The organism is Allobosea sp. P1_A7 (assembly GCF_056406775.1).
Genome location: NZ_JBFTZN010000012.1, coordinates 1 through 21017, shown reverse-complemented (window position 1 = coordinate 21017; position 21017 = coordinate 1). Strand labels below are relative to the sequence as shown.

Below are 21017 nucleotides of genomic sequence, written 5' to 3'. Positions count from 1 at the left end.
TCCGGACGTGGCACAGAGGCCACGTGTTTCTTCATTCTCATTCCCATCAGACGAGTTTAGCCCGTGTCATCGCTCGCGCCTGAACCGAGCCGCGAGGCGATTCTCGACTTCATCGAGAGCGAGCGCCTTGCCGGCCGCGAAGKCGGCCGCCGCGAGATCGCCAAGGCTTTTGGCCTTTCGGGCGGAGGCAAGATCTGGCTGAAGCGCATGCTCAAGGATCTCGCCGAGGAAGGCGAACTCGGCGGCGACGGCAAGGACAGGCCGGTTCATCCGCGCGGCGCCCTGCCCCCCGTGCTGCTATGCGAGATCAAGGCCCGGGATCGTGACGGCGACCTTGTTGCCGCCCCGCTCGAATGGAACGAGGCCGATGAAGGCGCTCCGCCCAGGATCCTGGTGGAACGCCCGCGCGAAATCCGCTCGCGCAAGCTCGCCTCCGCCGCTGCCGGGGTCRGCGATCAGGTTCTGCTCAAGCTCACCCGCCTCCGGGGCATGGACGGCTTCGCCTATTCCGGCCGCGTGCTCAAGATCATGGGCAAGGGCAAGGCGCAGGTGCTCGGCATCTTCCGCGCCCTGCCCGACGGCTCGGGCCGGCTGATCCCGGTCGACAAGAAGGCCCAGGGCCGCGAGGCGCTGATCCCCAAAGGACAGACCGGCGATGCTCAGGACGGGGACCTTGTCTCGGTTTCGCTGCGGCGCGAAGGCCGCTTCGGCCCGCCGGAAGCGCGGGTGCGCGAACGGCTGGGCTCGCTGAAATCCGAGCGCGCCGTCAGCCTGATCGCAATCCATACCCACGGCATTCCCAACGAGTTCTCCCCTGCGACATTGGCGGAGGCAGAAGCCGCCCCGCACGCCAGCACAGCTGGCCGCGAGGATTGGCGCGCGCTGCCGCTGATCACCATCGATCCCGCCGACGCCAAGGACCATGACGACGCAGTCCATGCTGCGCCCGACACCGACCCGGCCAATGAAGGCGGCTATGTCGTCACGGTCGCGATCGCCGATGTCGCATCTTACGTCCGCCCGGGTTCCGCGCTCGACCGCGAGGCGCTGGAGCGGGGCAACTCGGTCTATTTCCCCGACCGCGTCGTGCCGATGCTGCCCGAGCGCATCTCCAACGATCTCTGCTCGCTGCGCGGCGGCGAGGACAGGCCGGCACTCGCCGTCCGCCTCATCCTGAAGGCCGACGGCTCGAAGAAGAGCCATAGCTTCCACCGCATCCTGATGCGCTCGGCGGCGAAGCTCTCGTATCAGCAGGTTCAGGCCGCCATCGACGGCAAGCCGGACGACCTGACCGGCCCGATCCGCGAAAGCGTCCTGATGCCGCTCTGGGCGGCCTATGGCGTCGCCTCCCGCGCCCGCGATCAACGCCAGCCGCTCGACCTCGATCTGCCCGAGCGCAAGCTGATCCTCAAGCCCGACGGCTCCGTTGACCGTGTCATCGCGCCCGAGCGGCTGGCCGCGCACCGGCTGATCGAGGAGTTCATGATCCTCGCCAATGTCGCCGCCGCCGAGACATTGGAGAAGGCTGGCAGTCTACTGATCTATCGCTGCCATGACGAGCCGTCGCTCGAGAAGATGCGGGCACTCGGCGAAGTGCTGGCCTCGGTCGGCATCAAGCTGCCGAAGGATGGCGCACTGCGCCCCGTGCTGTTCAACCGCATCCTCGCCATGATCAAGGGCTCGGAGAACGAGCTCTTCCTGAACGAGGTGATCCTGCGCACCCAGGCACAGGCCGAATATGTCGCCGAGAACTACGGACATTTCGGGCTCAACCTGCGCCGATATGCCCATTTCACCTCGCCGATCCGGCGCTATGCCGACCTCATCGTGCATCGTGGCCTGATCTCAGCCTTGAAACTCGGCGATGACGGACTGCCCAAAGCGATCACGCTCGCCGAACTGCGCGAGACCGCGACCCGGATCTCAGCCGCCGAGCGCCGCGCCATGGCGGCCGAACGCGAGACCACCGACAGGTTGATCGCCCATTTCCTTGCGGACCAGATCGGCTCGAGCTTCGACGGACGCATCGGCGGCGTGAACCGGGCCGGCCTGTTCGTGAAGCTCGACGGCACCGGAGCAGACGGTTTCATCCCGGCCTCGACGCTGGGCGGAGACTATTATCGCTACGACGAAGCGGCGCATGCTCTGACAGGCGAGCGCACAGGCGAGAGCTGGCGCCTCGGCGATCGTGTCCATGTCCGCCTCGTCGAAGCCGCCCCCGTCGCCGGCGCGCTACGCTTCGAATTGCTCTCCGAGGGTCGGCGTGTGACATCGGGCCACTCTGGCAAAAGCGGCCCGAGGCGACCATTGTCCGGCCGAGCCAAGGGCAAGCCCCCCTTCGGCAAGGCGAAGCCGGGCAAGAGGCGATGATGTCGGTTCAGGTTCACAGTTCCATCGACCAGCCGGTCGAGCGCGACTGGCGTTTGGCGATCCGCCGCGGCCTGATGTGCCGCTGCCCCCATTGCGGCGAAGGCCGGCTGTTCCGGAGCTTCCTGAAGTCCGTCGACCGCTGCGAGGCATGTGGCGAGGCGCTGCACCACCAGCGTGCCGATGATCTGCCGCCCTATATCGTCATCACCATTGTCGGCCACGTCATCGTCGGCGGCCTGGTGCTGGTCGAGAAATATGCGGAATGGCCGATGTGGTTGCATATGGCGGTCTGGCTGCCGCTGACACTGTTCCTGTCGCTCGTGCTGATGCAACCGGTCAAGGGCGGGGTCATCGGCCTGCAATGGGCCATGCGCATGCATGGCTTCGACAACGCACCTCCCCTGCCCGAGCGCCAGCCCGGCACATCCATGGCATCCCGGCAATGAACGACAACGCCGTCATCCTGACTCAGGCAGAGCGCAGCCGGACCGCGACCAACACCCGGCCGCATGACGCTGCGACGATGTTGATCCTCGATCGGAGCGGCGCAGCCCCCCGGGTGCTGATGGGCAAACGCCACCTCGGACACAAGTTCATGCCTGGCAAATTCGTCTTCCCGGGCGGACGCGTCGACGCCGGCGATCGGYGCATGGCAGCAACCGGCGCGATTCCGCAGATCTGCGAGGACCGGTTGGCCAAGCGCACAGTGCGCCCCAGCCCGAACAAGGCCCGAGCGCTGGCCATGGCCGCCATCCGCGAGACCTTTGAGGAGACCGGCCTGCTCTTCGGCTCGGATGAGTTCGGAGTGCCCGAGAATCCCCCGGAAGGCACCTGGACCGAGTTCGCCAGCCATGGCGTCTATCCCGATCTCAGCGCCGTAACCTTCGTCGCGCGTGCCGTCACACCGCCGCGGCGCCCGAAGCGCTTCGACACGCGTTTCTTCGTCGTCGACTACGATGCGCTCGGCGGCAGCGTCGAGGGCGTCACCGGCCCTGATTCCGAGCTGATCGAACTGGTCTGGGTCAATTTTGATGAAGCGAGGCAGCTCGACCTGCCGACGATTACCCAGGTCATCATCAAGGAAGTCGAGGCCAGGATAGCAGCCGGCTTCAGCCCGTATCTCCCGKTGCCCTATTTCTGGGAGAAGAACCTGAATTTCGTGCGCGAGGAACTCTGACAGGTTGCCCCTGAGGCAAACTGTTCGCTCCGTCCGGGCATTCTTTCTTGACTTCGCCACTGGCTTGCGGCATCTCCCCGGGAACGGTTTGCCGGGTTCCCCCGGCCATTTTGTTTTATGAGGGCCAGACCGCGGCCCGCCAGGCTCGAGGACGGAACCCATGGCCAAGGCCGTGACCATCAAGATCAAGCTGCTGTCGACGGCGGATACCGGCTTCTTCTACGTGACGAAGAAGAACTCCCGCACGATGACCGAAAAGATGTCGAAGAAGAAGTACGACCCGGTCGCGCGCAAGCACGTCGAGTTCAAGGAAACCAAGATCAAGTGATCCTGGTCGCCTTTTCGGCATAACCAAAGTTCAAGGAACCGCCCGTGATCCGGGCGGTTCTTTTTTGCCTACGATTCGGTCCTGTTCAGAACACCTGTCTGGGCACGAACAGGCAGAACGGCTTCTGCGACGGAGCAATCACGCTACCGGTCAGGGTTCCACCCCGCCGGCAAATATGAAAGCGGCCATCCAGGGACGCACGCGTCGCCCCCTCAGGGATGAAATAGCCGTCATAGGTCAGGTAGCCGCCGGGCACGATCCGGGGATCCGGCTCGCGCGCGTCCACATCCTGGCCCATGGGCCAGCAGTCTTGGTCGCTGCAACAATCGTATGGATACCAGCTATGTGCATGGACAAGCCCTCCGCCCGGCAGAAACGCCGCGAGGCAGAGCGCCAATGCGAGAATACGCATGGGTCGCTCCCCGTTTGAGGATCTCAGGCCAGCCTCTTCTGCCCCGGGTCCCACCGGAGTCGAATCTCCAAGAGAGTATCACGAACTGGCGCAGGCGGGGATGCGCATGCTGCATCGCAGCATAAACACATTCCAGCGAGCTTGACCGGCAGAAATTGCAGCCCGCGCCCAAGTCTTCCGCCGACCTTCGGGGCTTGCCGAATGGCTCCGCTCCCCCCATTTTCGACGCGGACAATCTCCAGTCGCGATGCGGAGTTTCGTGTGAGCAGCGGTGACAAGAAGGCGGCACGTCCCGCCAGGCCGCACGGCGCCGTGCGTGAATTCCTGAAGCTGATCGTCGAACTCGATTCCTCGCGCTTCGCGTCGAGCAGAATCAAGGCTGGGCTGATGCTGCTTGGCCTGCTCGCGGCTTTCGGCCTGTTCGGCTACGCCGTCGCGGCCGGGCTGTCGCACTATCTCTGATCGCGCGCCTGGGGGAGTGGTGGCCGGCCGGCTGCGGTTCTGATGAGGCCAGATGTCCCGCGGCCGACCGACCGAGCCCATCGGATTCCCAGGAGATGCGGCGGACCTGAGCTCCCGAGGGGCATATCGGGCAGCCCAAGGCGGGCTGCGTTGGAAATAACCCTACGCACYCGCCTTTCGATTGCAATTGAATCAGATCGATTCTCGAATCTTCATCGATGGTTAACCCTACCTGGAAAGGTTTACAGGGTTGGTTTACGCCGCACTGGCGACGATCACGCGGTTCCGGCCGCTTTCCTTGGCGCGGTAAAGCGCATCATCCGCCCGCTTCATCATCTCGGCCGGCGAGAGATCGCCGGCGCGCCGGCTGGCGACGCCGATTGAAACGGTGACGCCGATCGTCCGTGAGTTGCGCTGGATGGTGAAGGGCTCGACCTCGACCTTCTCCCGGATTCGCTCGGCCACGGCGAAGGCCGCATCCAATGTCGTATCCGGCAGTACGACGACGACCTCCTCGCCCCCCAGGCGGGCGACGAGATCGATGCCGCGCGTGCAGGCGCGCACCCGGTCCGCGAACTCGCGCAGCACCTCGTCGCCGGCGTCATGCCCCCAACTGTCGTTGACGACCTTGAAGCGGTCGACATCGAGGACGAGCATGGCAAGCGACCGGGCTCTGAGTGCCGATTCGTCGAAAAGGGTGCTGAGGCGGCTGTCGAGATAGCGCCGATTATGCAGCCCGGTGAGCTGATCCATCACCGCCATTTCCATGGAGGACTGGACACTGTCGCGCAGGCGCTCGGTGAAGCGCTTGCGACGAATCTGCGTGCGCACCCGCGCCAACAGCTCGTTACGGTCGACCGGACGCATCAGGAAATCATGTGCACCGATCTCCAGCCCGCGCAGGATGCGAGCGCGGTCCTCGGCCTCGCCGAGCAGCAGCACCGAGACGTTGCGGGTCCGCTCCAATGAGCGCAGTTGGCTGCACAGCCTGAGGCCGTCATGGTTCTGCAGGTCGAGACTGACAAGGATGGCTTCGAAATCGCCCTCGGCCGCCTTGGCGAGAGCCAGGTTCGGGTCTGCCTCGACCTCGACGCTGTGAAACGTCGACAGCGCGCTGGAGAGCCGCTCGGAAGCCGTGGGACGATCTTCGATCAGCAGGACGCGGCCGTTCAGCCCGGTCTCGGACGCCGCTGCAGCCAGCGGGTCGGCGATACCGAGGCGCCGCGATGCGATTGCCCGGTGGCGCAATTCGTCGGTGACCGACTTCAGCCGCACCAGGCTGCGCACCCGGGCGAAGAGGGCGGCATCGTCGATCGGCTTGGTCAGAAAATCATCGGCTCCGGCATCGAGCCCTTTCAGCCGGTCGCTCGGCTGATCGAGTGCGGTCACCATCACGACCGGGATATGGGCGGTGGTCGGGCTGTTCTTCAGCCGCCGGCAGACCTCGAACCCGTTCAAGCCCGGCATCATGACGTCGAGCAGCACGATATCCGCCTCGCCGCGCTCGCAGATCGCCAGGGCGTCGACCCCGTTGAGGGCCGTCGTCACGTCAAAATATTCCGCCGACAGCTTGGCCTCGAGCAGCTTCACATTTGTGAGGATGTCATCGACGACCAGGACACGCGCAGACATGGAGCCGCTCCCGCCGCTCAGGCCGCGCCGGCATAGGCGCGTACCGTTTCCAGGAACTTGGCAACCGAGATCGGCTTCGAGAGATAGGCCTCGCAGCCGCCCTCCCGGATCCGCTCCTCATCTCCCTTCATTGCGAAGGCGGTCACCGCGATCACGGGAATGGATTTGAGCGTGTCGTCTTCCTTGATCCACTTCGTGACCTCCAGACCCGAGACTTCGGGAAGCTGGATATCCATCAGGATCAGATCGGGATGATGGGCGCGCGCCAGCTCGATAGCCTCGATGCCATCGGCCGTCTTCAGCGTCGCATAGCCATGCGCCTCGAGAAGATCGTTGAAGAGCTTCATGTTGAGCTCGTTGTCCTCGACGATCAGGACCGTCTTCGTCATGCCGTTCCCCTGTTTCGCCTCGGAAGGCGTCGGTCTATTCCAGGCTTTCCAAGCCGACAGCTCCGTTCGATGATCATCCTAGCACGCCAGCCGTTGACGAAACGCAAACCTGATCCTGGACCCGACAACCGACCATGCCACGCTCGATCGCTTCACCCGATGCTGAAACCCTTGCCCTGCGCGCATTGGGCTTCCTCGCTGCCGATTCCGCGCGAATCGCGCTATTTCTGGCCGCAACAGGGCTTGGGCCGGAGACATTGCGGGCAGCAGCCGGYGAGCCCGGCTTCCTGGTCGCAGTGCTCGATCACCTTCTCGGCAACGAATCGCTCCTKCTCGAATTTGTCGGAAATTTAAGCCTGAATCCGGAAATCATTGGGCAGGCGCGGGAAACCCTCGCTGGCCCCCATCACGGTGACGATGCTTGACAGAAGAGCGTGACCGTCCGCGCCAAGCGCCTGCGTTCTGCCGCGATTGCCTCACTGACAACGACGGCGCGGCGGGAGCCTCACGCCGCTGTCGCGCCTGCGGCTCGCCGCGCCTGATCTGCCACCCCGAACGGGACAGCCTGAGCCTCGCTCATATCGACTGTGACGCCTTCTACGCCGCGGTCGAGAAGCGGGACGATCCGTCCCTGCTCGACAAGCCGGTGATCATCGGCGGCCGCAAGCGCGGCGTCGTCTCCACGGCCTGCTATATTGCCCGCACATACGGTGTGCGTTCCGCCATGCCGATGTTCCAGGCCTTGAAGGCCTGCCCGGAAGCCGTCGTGGTGAAGCCCAACATGGCGAAATATGTCGCTGTCGGGCGCGAGGTCAGGCAGCTGATGCGGGAACTGACCCCTCTGGTCGAACCGTTATCGATCGACGAGGCCTTCCTTGATCTCTCGGGCACCGAGCGGCTGCATCACGCCAGCCCGGCCATCACGCTGGCGCGCTTCGCCAGGCGGATCGAAGACGAGATCGGCATCACCATTTCCGTCGGCCTGTCCTACGCCAAGTTCCTGGCCAAGGTCGCCTCCGACCTCGACAAGCCGCGCGGCTTTTCCATCATCGGCCGCGGTGAAGCCGTCGCCTTTCTCGCGGACAAACCCGTCAGCCTGATCCCGGGCATCGGCAAGGCAAGCGCAGCCAAGCTGGCCGAATCCGGCTTTCGTCTGATCGGCGATTTGCGGGACGCGCCCACACAGGCGCTGTTCCGGCTCGCCGGCAAGGACGGACCGCGGCTGAAGAACCTCGCCAATGGCATCGACGCCCGCAAGGTGACGCCGGATCACGAGACCAAGAGCGTCTCCAGCGAAACCACGCTTGATGTCGACCTCTCCCGGTTCGACGAGCTGGAGCCGATTCTCTGGCGGCTGTGCGAGAAGACCTCGAAGCGCCTCAAGGCCCAGGAGCTTGCCGGGCGAACCGTCACCTTGAAGCTGAAGACGGCAGAGTTTCATTCGATCACGCGTGCGAGCCGCCTGCCCGAACCAACGCAGCTCGCCGGGCGCCTCTTTGCGGCCGGACGCGAACTGCTGAAGCGCGAATGCACCGGGCAGCGCTACCGGCTGATCGGCATCGGCGCGAGCGATCTCACCGGCCCCGAGGAGGCCGACCATGGCGACCTCGCCGACGTTGCCACGCCGCGTCTCAAGGCCATGGAGGGCGCGCTCGACAAGCTCCGCGCCCGCTTCGGCGATGATGCGATCGGAAAAGGCCTGAGCCTGCGCAGCCCGGACCAACCGCCATCGGGGACCAAGTCTACTTCGCACAATCCCGATGAGGCAGAAGATCCAGACGCGTGAGCGTGCCGCGCAACGCGAAACTGCCATAGTCCATCCGGACCGCGCCGGTGACACCATTCTCATACAGTTCGAACGAGATCGAATAGGCCGGCGTGACCTCGCCTGAACCGACCTTGTAATAGGATACGGTGACCGGCCAGCGTGTCAGTTTCTCGAATTCCGGGCGCCTCAAGGGCGCCTCGCTCGGCGGCGTTTCGATGTGCTTGCCGATGACGGAGAGCGTGTCATAGACCTCCTTGCCACTATTGGCGCCGTCATAGAGCCGCACGCTAAAGGTGTTCTGGCCCGCTCGCGCCGCCAGGATCAGCGCTTTCATCTGCGCATTGGGGAACAACGCGTCGCCGGCCTCACGATGCGTCTCCGCCTTGGGAGCGGTCAGCTTGACCTCATAGCCGTCGGCTCCCGACTTCTTCGCAGTGCCGTCGACGACTTCGGTCGGCGCGCCACTTGCGGAACTCTCGGTCTTAAAGCGGTAGCTCTGGCCGTCTCCTGCTTCGAAGCTCGTCGTCCGGGCATCGATCGTGCGCGGCCCGCCCTCACTGGTGAGCTGGGTCACCTGCCGGAAGGAGAGTGCATAACCCTCGCAGGCATCGCCGGTGAAGTCGAATGCAATGCGCCCGCGAGCCGCCTCGATGTTCTTGGCCGGTTTCCCATCGTCGARCATGAGATCGTAGACTGCGCGGTGCGGCACCAGGACGACGCGATCCCCTGGTTTGGCCTGCGCCAGAGCGGCCGTTGGCAATGCCATCAGCAGGAGCGTCGCAGCGCCCGCCGAGCCAAGGAGACCGAAACCGATTCTGTTCATTTGCCCGCCGCCTTGCTGCACCTGATCGCTGAGTCTAGTGCAATGCGGCAATGGCGCAAACAAGGCGCATATCGCGGCGAGCTACGCCCATGGCACAACCCCGCTTGGCAGGCCCCGCGCTTGCGGCTTACCCGGCCATCGGCCATGTAGGAATCCTGCGTCGCCGCAGCTCTGGGCCGAGGCCCAGGCGGGCCACCGCGCAGATGATCCGACTCGACCGAGCGCCAGGAGCCTGACCCGATGAGCGAAATCGAAGCCAACCTCGCTGCACTGGGCATCACCCTGCCCGCTCCCGCTGCGCCCGTGGCGAACTATGTGCCCTATGTCATCACCGGCAACCTGCTGGTGATCTCCGGGCAGATCTGCTTTGGCCTCGACGGCAAGCTCTCCGACAAGCACAAGGGCAAGCTCGGCGCCGAGATCTTCAACGAAGCCGGGCTCGAGGCCGCGCGTCTCTGCGCGATCAACGTGCTGGCGCAGGCCAAAGCCGCGCTTGGCGGCGATCTCGAGCGCATCAAACGCTGCGTCCGGCTTGGCGGATTCATCAACGCGACCCCGCATTTCTCGGCGCTTCCCGCGATCATGAACGGCGCGTCCGACCTGATGGTCCAGGTTCTCGGCGATCGCGGCCGCCATGCCCGCTCGACCGTCGGCGTCGCCGAACTGCCGGCAGATGCCGCTGTCGAGGTCGAGGCGATGTTCGAGATCGCCTGATGAGCGCGCGTCCTTCCCTCGACTGGCTGGTCGCGCGGCCGATCGCGCATCGCGGCCTGCACGACCTCGCCGCCGGCCTGATCGAGAACAGCATCTCGGCGGCAGACGCCGCCATTGCCGGCACCTTCGGCATCGAATGCGACATCCAGCTCAGCGCCGATGGCCAAGCCATGGTGTTTCACGATTTCGTGCTCGATCGGCTGACGGCTGAGACCGGCAATGTCAATGCCAGGACGGCGGATGCGCTTGCCGCGATTTCATTGAAGGGCAGCAGCGACAGGATTCCGACCCTCGACGCGTTTCTTGATCGGATCGCCGGCCGCGTGCCGCTGGTGATCGAGGTCAAGAGCCGCTTCGACGGCGATCTCGCGCTGACGCGACGCGCAGCCGAAATCGTCGCCAGGCGCTCCGGTCAGCCGATCGTCTTCAAGTCCTTCGATCCGACGATCGTCACTGCCCTGCGCGAGCTCGCTCCGGCGATCCCGCGCGGCATCGTGGCCATGAACGAATATGCCTATTCCGACTATGACCGGCTCGACGCGCGCCAGAAGCACGCGCTCGCGAACCTGCTGCATTTCGAGGAAAGCCGCCCCGATTTCCTRTCCTGGAAGGTCTCGGATCTGCCAAGTGCCGCCCCGTTCCTCTGCAACAAGGCACTTGGCCTGCCGCTGATGAGCTGGACGGTGCGCACCCCCGAGGATCGGGAAACAGCCCGCGCTCACGCCGACCAGATGGTCTTCGAAGGGTTCCGCCCTTGAGTGCAGGTCGCGRCCGCAACGACCTGCGGGTCCGGGTCGCGACCTCGTTGAAATCCGTGCCGGCGGAAGCCTGGGACGCCTGCGCCAACCCGCATGCGGCCAGCGTGCCTTCGCCTGCACGACTTGAATCAAGCTGCGAAGCAACCGATTCACTTTCTCAACACGACACAGATAACCCCTTCGTCTCTCACGCCTTCTTGAGAGCCCTGGAAGAAAGCGGCTGCGTCGGCGGCCGCTCCGGCTGGTCTCCCGCCTATCTCCTCGTCGAGGACGGCGACGACCGGCTGCTCGCGGCGGCACCGAGTTTCGTGAAGGGTCACAGCCAGGGCGAATATGTCTTCGATCATGCCTGGGCCGACGCCTATGAACGGGCCGGCGGGCATTATTATCCCAAGCTCCAGGTGGCCGCGCCTTTCACCCCCGCAACGGGTCCCCGCCTGCTCGCGGCGGACGGGCCGCGCACCGGCGAAGCACGCGCCGGCCTGATCGCCGGGCTGGAGGCACTGCGCGACCAGACACGCTCCTCCTCGATCCACGTCACCTTCGCGCAGGAGCCCGATCTCGGTGCACTGATCGAGGCGGGCTATCTCGAGCGCCACGATCTCCAGTTCCACTGGGGCAATGACGGTTTCGCGACCTATGACGATTTCCTCGCCACCCTTGCCTCGCGCAAGCGCAAGGCGCTGAAACGCGAGCGGCGTGAGGCGCTTTCGGTCGGCATCACGGTGGAGGTTCTCAGCGGCTCCGGCCTGACCGAGGCGGTCTGGGATGATTTCTTCGCCTTCTATCAGGATACCGGCTCGCGCAAATGGGGCCGGCCCTATCTGAACCGGCGCTTCTTTTCACTGGTCGGGCAAGCACTGGGCGAGCGCATCGTGCTGGTCATGGCCCGCCGCGCCGGGCGCTATATCGCAGGCGCCATCAATTTCCGCGGAGCGAACACGCTCTATGGCCGCAACTGGGGCTGCATCGAGGACCACCCCTTCCTTCATTTCGAGCTCTGCTACCACCAGGCGATCGACTACGCGATCGCACATGGGCTCGCCCGCGTCGAAGCCGGCGCCCAGGGCGAACACAAGATCGCGCGCGGCTATCGCCCCGTCATCACGCGCTCGGCCCATCACCTCGCCGATCCCGGTCTGCGCCGCGCGGTTTCGGCCTATCTCGGGACCGAGCGCGAGCATATTGCAGCCGCCTGCGCGGCGCTCGCGGCTGAGAGCCCGTTCCGCAGGGATGGACGCACAGATGAAGCGTGACAGCGGCGGCGCCCATCCTGCGCGAGAGGTCACATTCTGCGACGACGCAGTGCTCAGCTATGATCGTAGCCGCACCGCCTTCGCGTCCGGGGAGCCGCTGCTGCTCGACGACGCCTATCGCCTCGCCCACTTGCCGCTGGTTGCCCCGCATCACCCGGGCGTGATCGCAAATCTGCCGGGGCGCTTCTACGACATGGGACGGCACCCGTCGGTCTTCTCGCTCGTGCTGCCGGTCGACGATGCCGCGCTGCGTGCCTCGCCCGCGTTCATCGCCATGGAATCCGAGCTGAAGACCGCGCCATTCGCCGCAAAGATCGCCTGGGATATCCTGCCGAGGCGCGCCGAGCGCCTGCACGCCACCCTCTGCGGCTCGCTTGGCACGGACGTTCCGCCGTCCATCGATCCCGCTGCTCGAGCAGCGCTCGGCGATCTCGGTCGCCTCACCGTCGAACTGCGCGGCCTGTTCTCCGGAAACGTCAATCGTGGCCGGCTCTATCTGCGCGCCTATCCGGAGCAGCGCGACGGCCAGAACGTCTTTCATGCCATTCAATCTGCGCTCGGTCGGCAGCAGACCGATCTCTATGTCGTCGGCCTCTACAATCTGACCGACGACCTTTCCCCCGCCGAGGCCGCCGCGCTCGCCGGTATCGTGGAGCGCTGGTGGCATCGCCCGCTCCTGCGTTTCGAGGCGCGCGACCTCTGGCTGCTTGGCGCGCGCGACGATCTCGTGCTGGATGCCGCAATCATCGAGACGCTGTCTCTTGACGCTGGGCGGCAGCGCACCTCACCCTGACAGTATCTTTCCCGTAGAACGGACCGGCCAACGATGACCGCCTATGATTCTGCCAATGTCTTCGCCAAGATCCTGCGCGGCGAGCTGCCCAGCCACAAGGTCTATGAGGACGACGAGACCGTCGCCATCATGGACATCATGCCCCGTGCCGACGGGCACGTCCTTGTCCTCCCCAAGGCCGCCTGCCGCAATGTGTTCGATGCGCCGCCGGACGCGCTCAAGGCAGTGGCGCTGACGACCCAGAAGCTCGCCCATGCCGTGAAGAGCGCCTGCGCAGCCGACGGCATCACCATCCAGCAGTTCAACGAGCCGGCTGGCGGCCAGGTCGTGTTCCACCTGCATGTCCATGTCATGCCGCGCTGGGACGGCGTTGCGCTTCGCCCCCATACGGGTGCGATGGAGGCGAATGACGTGCTTGCGGCGAACGCCGAAAAAATCCGGGCCGCGCTAAAAAATATCTGAAGGCATGTCACAGGCGTCGGGCCTGCCTCGTCTTGCTTCCATCAGACACAGATGGAGAAGTTCATGCCCCAACGCCTCAATGTCTTCCAGGTTGCTCCGGCCGCGGTCAACGCCGTCCTGGGAATGCAGAACTATGTCGAAGAGTGCGGGCTGGAGCACAGCCTGCTCGAACTGGTGAAGATGCGCGCATCGCAGATCAACGGCTGTGCCTATTGCCTGCACATGCACTCGGCCGATGCGCGCGAGGCCGGCGAGACCGAAGCGCGGCTCTATCTGCTGAGCGCCTGGCACGAGTCGGAACTCTACACCCCGCGCGAGCGCGCTGCCCTGCGCTGGGCCGAGGCGTTGACGCGCTTGTCCGAAGCCAGTGCGAGCGACGAGGCCTTCTCCGAATTGCGCGAGCATTTCAGCGAAGCCGAAGCGGTCAATCTTTCGGTCGCGATCGGAGCAATCAACACCTGGAACCGCATCAATGCCGGCTTCCGAGCCCGGCACCCGCAGGATCGCCAACGGTCCGCGGCTGCCTGAGGCCGCCTCGCGCAGGGATCCTGCGCAAGAAATCCGAGAGTCCGCTGTCGCGGGCTCTCGCTCACCTGCGAGATGGCATTCATGACCCTGCAGACCGCGTTCGAACAGCATCGGCGCTTCCTGACCCGACTTGCGTATCGAATGCTGGGCTCCGTCAGCGACGCCGAGGATATCGTCCAGGATGCCTGGCTGCGCTGGCACGAGGCCAGTCGCGACGAAATCTCGAACCCTCGCGCCTATCTCGCCCAGGTAGTGACGCGGCTCTGCCTCGATCAGATGAAATCGGCCCGCAGCCGCYGCGAATTCTATGTCGGGACCTGGCTACCGGAACCGCTCGTCGAAAGACTCGGCAGCGCCGAGGTCGCCGATGACGAGCTCGATGCCCCCATCGCCCTGATGCTGGCTCTCGAACGCCTGTCTCCACTGGAGCGGGCGGCTTTCCTTCTGCACGACATCTTCGACATGGACTTCACTGAGATCGCCGCAATGCTGGAGCGCAGCGAGGCCGCCTGCCGTCAGCTCGCCAAGCGCGCACGCGACCATGTCCGGCTCGACACGCCGCCGCGCAACAAGGTTTCCCGGGAGGAGGCCGCGCGCTTCGCCGAGGCCTTTTTCAAGGCGTCACATCAATCCGACCCGACGATGTTGCAGCGTCTGCTCGCCCAGGATGTCGTCCTGCACAGCGATGGCGRCGGCAAGGTCCAGGCCGTGTTCAAGCTGATCTTCGGCGCCGACAAGGTCGCTCGTTTCTTTGCGCGCCTCTCCCACGCACTGACCCAGCGCAACGTCTCGACGACCAGCTATGAACCTGTACTGATCAATGGCCTGCCCGGCTATGTCAGCCTGGAGAACGGCCAGACCCTGCAGGCAACGGCGCTCGACATCCGCGACGGGCTGATCCGCGCCATCTACGTGGTCCGCAATCCCGACAAGCTGCGCCATCTTCAGCAGCCTGGTTCCTGAGGGAGCTGTCAGGCCGCCTGGCTCAGCATCCAGCCGCCGCCGATCAGCACCGCCTCGCCGACAATGACGGCGAGAAAAACGCGCCGTCGGTCGAACAGGACGATGGCCAGCGTCGCCGCCAACGCTCCGACGCGCAAGGAGAGCGGCAAGGCCGCGAGCGCGCCTGGCGGCGCGATGATCAACTTGGCGACGACCCCGGCGAGCAACGCCGTCGCCACCGCCCTCACCCATTCCAATGCGGGCGAATCGGCGTTGATGCGCCGCGCGAAGGCGACAGCGAGCCAGCGCCAGATCTCGGTCGGCAGGGAAGCGAAGAGCAGCAGCGCGAGATAGGGCCAGAATGGGCCGTCGAGCAGCGGGATCGGCTGGGTCATGCGCGCCGCGCCCCGATGCGCTGCACGGCAAAGGCGATGCTGCCGCCGATCAGGCCGGAGACGATCAGATCGAAGCCGCTGCCCATCAGACGGTCGAAGATCGGCGCCAGCGCAAGGCCAAGCCCCATCGCGATGAAGTCCCCGCGGTGGCGGATACCGGCAGCGATCGATGCGAGGAAGAAGATCGGGGTCAGGCAGAGCAGCCCGGCAGCAAGCGGAAGCGGAAGCGCTCCAACGAGGTAATAGCCTGCATAGGTGCCCGCTGCGCTCACCATCATGCAGGCATTGGCGAAGCCGAGGAAATAGGCCACGCGCTGGTGCGGCGCGATCCCCGGCAGGCGGCGCAGGCCCTCGGTCCAGGCGGTAACGGCAACGTAATGCGCGAGCAGCAGCTGCATCGCGATGCCTTGCCCCGGCCGGCGCAGCAGCGGCAGGATCGCCACCGTCATCGGCAGGAAGCGCAGCGAGGCAAAGCCGATCGCAAGCGCGATCGCGCTCCACGCAGCCCCCGCCGCGATCGATGCGAAGAAGATCACCTGCGACGGCCCGGCCCAGACCAGCATGGTCGAGAGCACAGCGACATCGACGGGATAGCCGACATCGCGCGCCAGCGAGCCGACACCGACGAGTCCAAAGCCGACAACCCAGGCCGGCAGCGACAGCGCATCGCGTATCCCGGCCAGCGCGGTGCGCTGCCAGCTCCAGTCGGCCGATACGCTCATGAGAGATTCTGCACGCCTGACGGGTCGGTCACTCGAAAAGCCGCACCGGCCTGAGATGGCCGGGCGGGACCCGTTCTAAACGCTCGCGCGCGGGAAGCCGACATCCGGCATCGCGCGGTCACCCTTGCACAGCCTGCAAAGGCAAGGGGTGGCTCTCAGGTGCCACCCTTCATCACGATGCCGATCAGCTCGTTGCCGAAATCGATGATTTCCTTCGGCACGCCGCCAACCGACTTGATACCGAGATAGATCAGATAGCCGAAGGCCGGCACGAGGATCCAGCCGAGGATTTCCTCGAACAGCACGCGCCGCCGGCGGCGGCGCGCACGCTTCTCGAACCAGCCAAGTTTTTCCTTGGCAGGCTGTACCGGGGCTTCGCCGCTGGTCTGGAGCGCGGCAGCTTGGGTCTTGCGTCGAAAGAACACGGTCTCAGGCCTTCGTCAGCGGGACCTTCGGCACGGTACGAATGGCGCGTTGCGCCGCCTTGGGCGGCTCGGCCGGGCCACCGCCCTTGCCGTCTCCGCCGCCCTTCGGCGCCCGGCGTGTGCCGGGCGTGCCCGGCTTCGCTGAGCCCTTCGCCTTTGCCCGCGGCGTGCGCTTCTCGGCCGCCGCCGCCACGTCCTTCTCCGGCTTGGGCTTGACCGGCCCGTCGGGGAATTCGAGCCCCAGCACCTTGATGCCGGTCTCGGACTGAACGACGACGACCTTGACCGCCCCACCACCCTTCAGGCGCCCGAACAGGACMTCGTCGGCGAGCGGTGTCTTGATCGTCTGCTGGATCAGGCGAGCCATCGGCCTCGCCCCCATCGCCTCGTCGTAACCGTTCTCGACCAGCCACTCGCGCGCTTCGTCGGTGAGCTCGATCGTGACATTGCGATCGGCGAGCTGAGCTTCGAGCTGGAGCACGAACTTGTCGACGACACGCGCCACCACCGTCTTCGGCAGATGGCTGAAGGAAATTACCGAATCCAGCCGGTTGCGGAACTCCGGCGCGAACAGGCGGTTCACCGCCTCGGTATCGTCCCCCTCGCGCTTGGCCCGCGTGAAACCATAGGCTGCGCGTGCCATGTCGGCGGCACCGGCATTGGTCGTCATGATCAGGATGACGTTCCTGAAATCGACCTGCTTGCCGTTATTGTCGGTCAGCTTGCCGTGATCCATCACCTGCAACAGGATGTTGAACAGGTCGGGATGGGCCTTCTCGATCTCGTCGAGCAGCAGCACCGAATGCGGATGCTGGTCGACCTGATCGGTCAGAAGCCCGCCCTGATCGAAGCCGACATAGCCGGGAGGTGCGCCGATTAACCGCGAAACCGTGTGGCGCTCCATATATTCCGACATGTCGAAGCGGATCAGCTCGACGCCGAGCGACGCGGCGAGCTGGCGCGCCACTTCGGTCTTGCCGACGCCCGTCGGGCCGGCAAACAGGTAGCAGCCGATAGGCTTTTMGCCATCACGCAGGCCGGCACGGGCCAGCTTGATCGAGGACGACAGCGCCTCGATCGCCTTCTCCTGGCCGTAGACCGTGCGCTTCAACGTGTTCTCGAGATTGCGCAGAACCTCGGCGTCGTCCTTGGAGACGGTCTTGGCCGGGATACGCGCCATGACCGCGACCGCAGCCTCGATCTCCTTCACGCCAATGGTCTTCTTGCGCTTGCTCTCGGTCAGCAGCATCTGCGAGGCGCCGGTCTCGTCGATCACGTCGATCGCCTTGTCCGGAAGCTTGCGGTCATGGATGTAGCGCGCCGACAGCTCCACCGCCGCCTTGATGGCGTCATTGGTGTAGCGGAGCTTGTGGAACTCCTCGAAATAGGGCTTCAGCCCCTTCAGGATCTCGATCGTGTCCGGCACCGACGGCTCGTTGACGTCGATCTTCTGGAAGCGACGCACCAGCGCCCGATCCTTCTCGAAATACTGACGGTATTCCTTGTAGGTCGTCGAGCCGATGCAGCGCAGCGTACCCGAAGCCAGCGCCGGCTTCAGCAGGTTGGAGGCATCCATCGCCCCACCCGAGGTCGCGCCAGCGCCGATCACCGTATGGATCTCGTCGATGAACATGATCGCCTTGGGATGGGCCTCGATCTCCTTGATCACCTGCTTGAGGCGCTCTTCGAAATCGCCGCGATAGCGCGTGCCGGCCAGCAGCGTGCCCATGTCGAGCGAGAACACCGTCGCGTCCTCGAGAACCTCCGGCACCTSTCCGCGGATGATCTTCAACGCGAGCCCTTCGGCGATCGCGGTCTTGCCGACGCCGGGGTCACCGACCAGCAGCGGATTGTTCTTCTGCCGGCGGCAAAGGATCTGGATGGTGCGCTGCACCTCGGCCTCGCGGCCGATCAGCGGGTCGATGCGCCCGTCACGCGCCTTGCGGTTGAGGTTGACGCAATAGGCCTCGAGCGCGCTTTCCTTCTTCTTCTTGTCCTTGTCGGCATCGTTGCCCTGGTCGGCCCGCGACTCGCGCTGCTGCTGCTCGGGCTCTTCCTCGCTGCCGCGCACCGGCCGGCTCTCGCTCGCGCCGGGGCGCTTGGCGATGCCATGGCTGATGTAATTGACCGCGTCGTAACGGGTCATGTCCTGCTCCTGCAGGAAATAGGCGGCATGGCTCTCGCGCTCGGCGAACATCGCGACCAGCACATTGGCGCCGGTCACCTCTTCGCGACCGGAGGACTGGACATGGATGACCGCGCGCTGGATCACGCGCTGGAACCCGGCTGTCGGCTTGGAATCGTCGCGGCCATCGGTGACGAGATTGCTCAGCTCGGCATCGATATAATCGACGAGATTGCGCCTCAGCATGTCGAGATCGACGCTGCAGGCGCGCATGACGGCGGCAGCGTCCTGATCATCGACCAGGGCGAGCAGCAGATGCTCCAGCGTGGCGTATTCGTGATGACGCTCATTGGCGAGCGCCAGAGCCCGGTGAAGCGCCTGTTCGRGACTGCGCGAGAAACTCGGCACTGATGCGCTCCTATTCCGCTTTCAGGAGGATGATCGAATCCAAGACTACTTCTTCTCCATCACGCATTGCAGAGGATGCATGTGCTTGCGCGCCAGGTCCATCACCAAGGTGACCTTTGTCTCGGCGACCTCGTAGGTGAAGATCCCGCATTCGCCGACGCCGTTCTGATGCACATGCATCATGATCTGGGTCGCTTCGGCGCGGTCCTTGTTGAAGAACCKCTCGAGCACATGCACCACGAATTCCATCGGGGTGTAGTCGTCGTTGAGCAGGAGCACGCGATAGAGATTGGGCTTGCGTGTCCTGGTCCGCGTCAGCACGGCGGTGCCGGCCCCTTCGCGGCCACCGCCATCGACGGGAGAACTTGGGCGTTTCGGCCGATCGGCCATTGAGAGCGGCGCGCGCAGGTCTTCGCCGTCGCCCCGAGGCCCCGCTTCCGTTCCGCTTCCCATGGTCGCCGCTGTCTTCAAAGCTATCGTCCTGACGCTTCACCGCAGATAATGCGCCGCAAGAGAATTTACAGGCCTCTCCTCCCCTTCGCCAGTCCGTTCCATGCAGGTGGGGCACAAGCATGGCGGGCACGAAGGAATTTGTGGATGACACAGGCCGAAGGCCCCGCCACCGCATGTCCATGATTGGGAACAAGCAACCAGCGTGCCGGATCAGCGGCAGGAACTCGTCTCAACGAGACCGTCACGGAGCGCCCTCCCGGCCGAGGTCCGAGGAAATTGTCCGCCTGATATCCTGATATGTTGAAACCGGGCGCGACGGGCCGGGCCGCGCCCCTGGGCGCCCCGCGGCGTTCAGCCGCCGGCCTCGAACTTGGCCTTGTAGGCAGCCGCCTGGGTCAGGGAATCGATGCCGAAGCTGACCAGGCCGACCGCGGCGCGGCCTGCGACAGCCCTGACGACCGCGGCACCCGGCTCGACGCCGAAGCCTCCGCAGAGCTCGATCAGTTCGACGCCCTCGGCGATCAGGGACAGAGCAACGTCAGGGGCCGCTTCGGGCGTCGGCACGAAGACGATCGTCAGGCGCTCCGAGGCCGTTTCCCGCACGATACGATCGATGGCAGGGTCGCTGCCGTCCATGAGGATCATCGAGGCCCAGATATTCACAGCAGGTTCTCCCGGTCATTGGGGTGCGTTGCTGCCTGTACGGTCCAGGCAGAGTTTCCAGCAGATCGCTTGTGCTCCGGCAACGAGCCGCCACAGGAGCATCGCGGCCAATTGAATGCCCTAACGGAAGGGCAAATCAATGGAAAGCACGCCTGCGCTCTGCTCCCCCGGCCTGCGTTGCCCTGGCGATCAGCTGCTCGCCGGCCCGCTCTCCGGGACAGCCCATCGGCCCGCTACGAAGCGCCCCTGTCGGCCAGGCCGAGGCAGGCCCGCCCTTCGCCGTCATGGAAGAGGCGAATGCCATTGCGCTCGAACACGTCCCGGTCCTTCCGCAGATTTTCCGACCGGACGCCCGCCGTTGAAGTTTCCATGCGGCGAATGGTGGAGAAGGAAACCTGCGCTTCCCTGGCAAGCGTAGGCGCCGACCAGTTCAGGAGCGCGCGCGCCGCCCGCACCTGCGCGGCGTGCAGCGGTGCCGTCTGCCGCGGTTGCGGACGGGCGTCGTGTTCATAGGTCGTGCAGCCAATCCACTCCCGGATCTCCCCGCTGGGTCCGCGCACCGGGAGCGCTCGTCCGGTGAGGGTGACATAATCCCCTTTCACGGTCCGGACCCTGATCGTGGCCTGATATTCCTTCTCCGTCGCGACCGCAGACTTCCAGGCTTCGAGGAAGGTCCTTCGATCATCCGGGTGAATGGCCGCCAGTTCATCCCAGTTCCTGGCTTCCGCCGGTGACTGCCCCGTGAGCTTCGACCACTCCGTCGTCTCGACCAGCTTTCCATTCGGATAGGCGCGCCAGACGTGATCACCCAGCAGGCGAGAGAGCGCCTGCCGCCACATCGTCTCGAGATCGAGCGTCGTCATGAGATGCTGTAACGGGGCCTGCGTCGCGCGCTGCCCATTGCCACTTGCGTCTRGAAGGGCAAGCTGTCGCCGTTCCCGTACCGACCCTGAAGGTGGAGGATTACGGGATGTGGCTGTTCATCGGATTGGATGTGTCATTGGCGAAGACT

25 protein-coding genes are annotated in these 21017 nt (G+C 65.0%); 14 read left to right on the top strand and 11 right to left on the bottom strand.

Annotated elements, in window-relative coordinates:
* Positions 1 to 63 precede the first annotated feature (63 nt).
* The 4 genes from rnr (at position 64) to rpmG (ending at position 3875) form a co-directional block, all read left to right on the top strand.
* Positions 64 to 2370 carry a ribonuclease R gene (rnr, locus tag AC1D34_RS03265; RefSeq protein ID WP_476823467.1) on the top strand — a complete coding sequence of 769 codons (2307 nt, stop codon included), beginning with the start codon at positions 64 to 66 and terminating at the stop codon, positions 2368 to 2370.
* On the top strand, positions 2370 to 2816 hold the full coding sequence (locus AC1D34_RS03260) for a DUF983 domain-containing protein (protein WP_441489679.1): 447 nt from the start codon (positions 2370 to 2372) through the stop codon (positions 2814 to 2816). The genes rnr and AC1D34_RS03260 overlap by 1 nt, the downstream gene beginning before the upstream one ends.
* Entirely contained in the window at positions 2813 to 3547 is a 735-nt protein-coding gene (locus AC1D34_RS03255; RefSeq protein ID WP_476823466.1) for an NUDIX hydrolase, read from the top strand. Before AC1D34_RS03260 ends, AC1D34_RS03255 begins: the two co-directional genes overlap by 4 nt.
* Positions 3548 to 3707: 160 nt before the next feature.
* Complete coding sequence (gene rpmG, locus AC1D34_RS03250) at positions 3708 to 3875, top strand: 50S ribosomal protein L33 (protein WP_038367996.1); 168 nt, start codon at positions 3708 to 3710, stop codon at positions 3873 to 3875.
* An 85-nt stretch (positions 3876 to 3960) separates the two neighbouring features.
* Here rpmG and AC1D34_RS03245 read toward each other — a convergent pair whose 3' ends face one another.
* Positions 3961 to 4287, bottom strand: a complete 327-nt coding sequence (locus tag AC1D34_RS03245) for a cytochrome P450 (RefSeq protein ID WP_244523503.1) — start codon at positions 4285 to 4287, stop codon at positions 3961 to 3963.
* A 261-nt stretch (positions 4288 to 4548) separates the two neighbouring features.
* Here AC1D34_RS03245 and AC1D34_RS03240 point away from each other — a divergent pair, with 261 nt between their 5' ends.
* Positions 4549 to 4749, top strand: coding sequence for a hypothetical protein (locus tag AC1D34_RS03240; RefSeq protein ID WP_441489677.1), 201 nt, complete (start codon positions 4549 to 4551; stop codon positions 4747 to 4749).
* A gap of 255 nt (positions 4750 to 5004) precedes the next feature.
* Here AC1D34_RS03240 and AC1D34_RS03235 read toward each other — a convergent pair whose 3' ends face one another.
* Together AC1D34_RS03235 and AC1D34_RS03230 are read right to left on the bottom strand one after the other, a co-directional pair.
* Positions 5005 to 6381: a PleD family two-component system response regulator gene (locus AC1D34_RS03235; RefSeq protein ID WP_441489676.1), complete on the bottom strand. Its 1377-nt coding sequence runs from the start codon at positions 6379 to 6381 to the stop codon at positions 5005 to 5007.
* A gap of 17 nt (positions 6382 to 6398) precedes the next feature.
* A complete protein-coding gene (locus tag AC1D34_RS03230) occupies positions 6399 to 6770 on the bottom strand; it encodes a response regulator (protein WP_043232944.1) in 372 nt (123 codons plus the stop codon).
* Between the two features lie 134 nt (positions 6771 to 6904).
* On the opposite strand from AC1D34_RS03230, the gene AC1D34_RS03225 reads away from it, so the two are divergent.
* A complete protein-coding gene (locus tag AC1D34_RS03225; protein WP_441489675.1) occupies positions 6905 to 7195 on the top strand; it encodes a DUF3572 domain-containing protein in 291 nt (96 codons plus the stop codon).
* Positions 7192 to 8556: a DNA polymerase IV gene (locus AC1D34_RS03220; RefSeq protein WP_441489674.1), complete on the top strand. Its 1365-nt coding sequence runs from the start codon at positions 7192 to 7194 to the stop codon at positions 8554 to 8556. Before AC1D34_RS03225 ends, AC1D34_RS03220 begins: the two co-directional genes overlap by 4 nt.
* Here the strand turns inward: AC1D34_RS03220 and AC1D34_RS03215 are convergent.
* A complete protein-coding gene (locus AC1D34_RS03215; RefSeq protein WP_476823465.1) occupies positions 8513 to 9361 on the bottom strand; it encodes a cell envelope integrity EipB family protein in 849 nt (282 codons plus the stop codon). The two genes, AC1D34_RS03220 and AC1D34_RS03215, sit on opposite strands and share 44 nt — an antisense overlap.
* A 240-nt stretch (positions 9362 to 9601) precedes the next feature.
* Here AC1D34_RS03215 and AC1D34_RS03210 point away from each other — a divergent pair, with 240 nt between their 5' ends.
* The 7 genes from AC1D34_RS03210 to AC1D34_RS03180 all read left to right on the top strand — a co-directional run bounded on the left by AC1D34_RS03210 (position 9602) and on the right by AC1D34_RS03180 (position 14835).
* Positions 9602 to 10075: a RidA family protein gene (locus AC1D34_RS03210; RefSeq protein ID WP_441489672.1), complete on the top strand. Its 474-nt coding sequence runs from the start codon at positions 9602 to 9604 to the stop codon at positions 10073 to 10075.
* Entirely contained in the window at positions 10075 to 10833 is a 759-nt protein-coding gene (locus AC1D34_RS03205; protein ID WP_441489671.1) for a glycerophosphodiester phosphodiesterase family protein, read from the top strand. Before AC1D34_RS03210 ends, AC1D34_RS03205 begins: the two co-directional genes overlap by 1 nt.
* Positions 10830 to 12089: a GNAT family N-acetyltransferase gene (locus tag AC1D34_RS03200; RefSeq protein ID WP_476823464.1), complete on the top strand. Its 1260-nt coding sequence runs from the start codon at positions 10830 to 10832 to the stop codon at positions 12087 to 12089. The genes AC1D34_RS03205 and AC1D34_RS03200 overlap by 4 nt, the downstream gene beginning before the upstream one ends.
* Positions 12079 to 12882, top strand: coding sequence for a hypothetical protein (locus AC1D34_RS03195; RefSeq protein ID WP_441489669.1), 804 nt, complete (start codon positions 12079 to 12081; stop codon positions 12880 to 12882). Before AC1D34_RS03200 ends, AC1D34_RS03195 begins: the two co-directional genes overlap by 11 nt.
* A gap of 33 nt (positions 12883 to 12915) precedes the next feature.
* Complete coding sequence (locus AC1D34_RS03190) at positions 12916 to 13344, top strand: HIT family protein (protein ID WP_441489668.1); 429 nt, start codon at positions 12916 to 12918, stop codon at positions 13342 to 13344.
* A gap of 63 nt (positions 13345 to 13407) precedes the next feature.
* A complete protein-coding gene (locus AC1D34_RS03185; protein ID WP_476823463.1) occupies positions 13408 to 13872 on the top strand; it encodes a carboxymuconolactone decarboxylase family protein in 465 nt (154 codons plus the stop codon).
* An 81-nt stretch (positions 13873 to 13953) separates the two neighbouring features.
* Positions 13954 to 14835 carry a sigma-70 family RNA polymerase sigma factor gene (locus AC1D34_RS03180; RefSeq protein WP_476823462.1) on the top strand — a complete coding sequence of 294 codons (882 nt, stop codon included), beginning with the start codon at positions 13954 to 13956 and terminating at the stop codon, positions 14833 to 14835.
* An 8-nt stretch (positions 14836 to 14843) separates the two neighbouring features.
* Here the strand turns inward: AC1D34_RS03180 and AC1D34_RS03175 are convergent, their stop codons facing one another.
* The 7 genes from AC1D34_RS03175 to AC1D34_RS03145 all read right to left on the bottom strand — a co-directional run bounded on the left by AC1D34_RS03175 (position 14844) and on the right by AC1D34_RS03145 (position 20868).
* Positions 14844 to 15209 (bottom strand): AzlD domain-containing protein, encoded by a 366-nt coding sequence (locus AC1D34_RS03175; RefSeq protein WP_476768378.1) that lies wholly within the window; start codon positions 15207 to 15209, stop codon positions 14844 to 14846.
* Positions 15206 to 15931, bottom strand: coding sequence for an AzlC family ABC transporter permease (locus AC1D34_RS03170; RefSeq protein WP_476768379.1), 726 nt, complete (start codon positions 15929 to 15931; stop codon positions 15206 to 15208). The genes AC1D34_RS03175 and AC1D34_RS03170 overlap by 4 nt, the downstream gene beginning before the upstream one ends.
* 155 nt (positions 15932 to 16086) lie before the next feature.
* Entirely contained in the window at positions 16087 to 16356 is a 270-nt protein-coding gene (locus tag AC1D34_RS03165; RefSeq protein WP_441489663.1) for a hypothetical protein, read from the bottom strand.
* Positions 16357 to 16360: 4 nt separating this feature from the next.
* A complete protein-coding gene (clpA, locus tag AC1D34_RS03160; RefSeq protein WP_476823461.1) occupies positions 16361 to 18889 on the bottom strand; it encodes an ATP-dependent Clp protease ATP-binding subunit ClpA in 2529 nt (842 codons plus the stop codon).
* 45 nt (positions 18890 to 18934) lie between these two features.
* Complete coding sequence (clpS, locus tag AC1D34_RS03155; protein WP_043233033.1) at positions 18935 to 19279, bottom strand: ATP-dependent Clp protease adapter ClpS; 345 nt, start codon at positions 19277 to 19279, stop codon at positions 18935 to 18937.
* Positions 19280 to 19693: 414 nt separating this feature from the next.
* Positions 19694 to 20005, bottom strand: a complete 312-nt coding sequence (locus tag AC1D34_RS03150; protein ID WP_441489661.1) for a DUF6506 family protein — start codon at positions 20003 to 20005, stop codon at positions 19694 to 19696.
* A gap of 233 nt (positions 20006 to 20238) precedes the next feature.
* Positions 20239 to 20868 carry a PAS domain-containing protein gene (locus tag AC1D34_RS03145; protein WP_476823460.1) on the bottom strand — a complete coding sequence of 210 codons (630 nt, stop codon included), beginning with the start codon at positions 20866 to 20868 and terminating at the stop codon, positions 20239 to 20241.
* Positions 20869 to 21017: the final 149 nt, after the last annotated feature.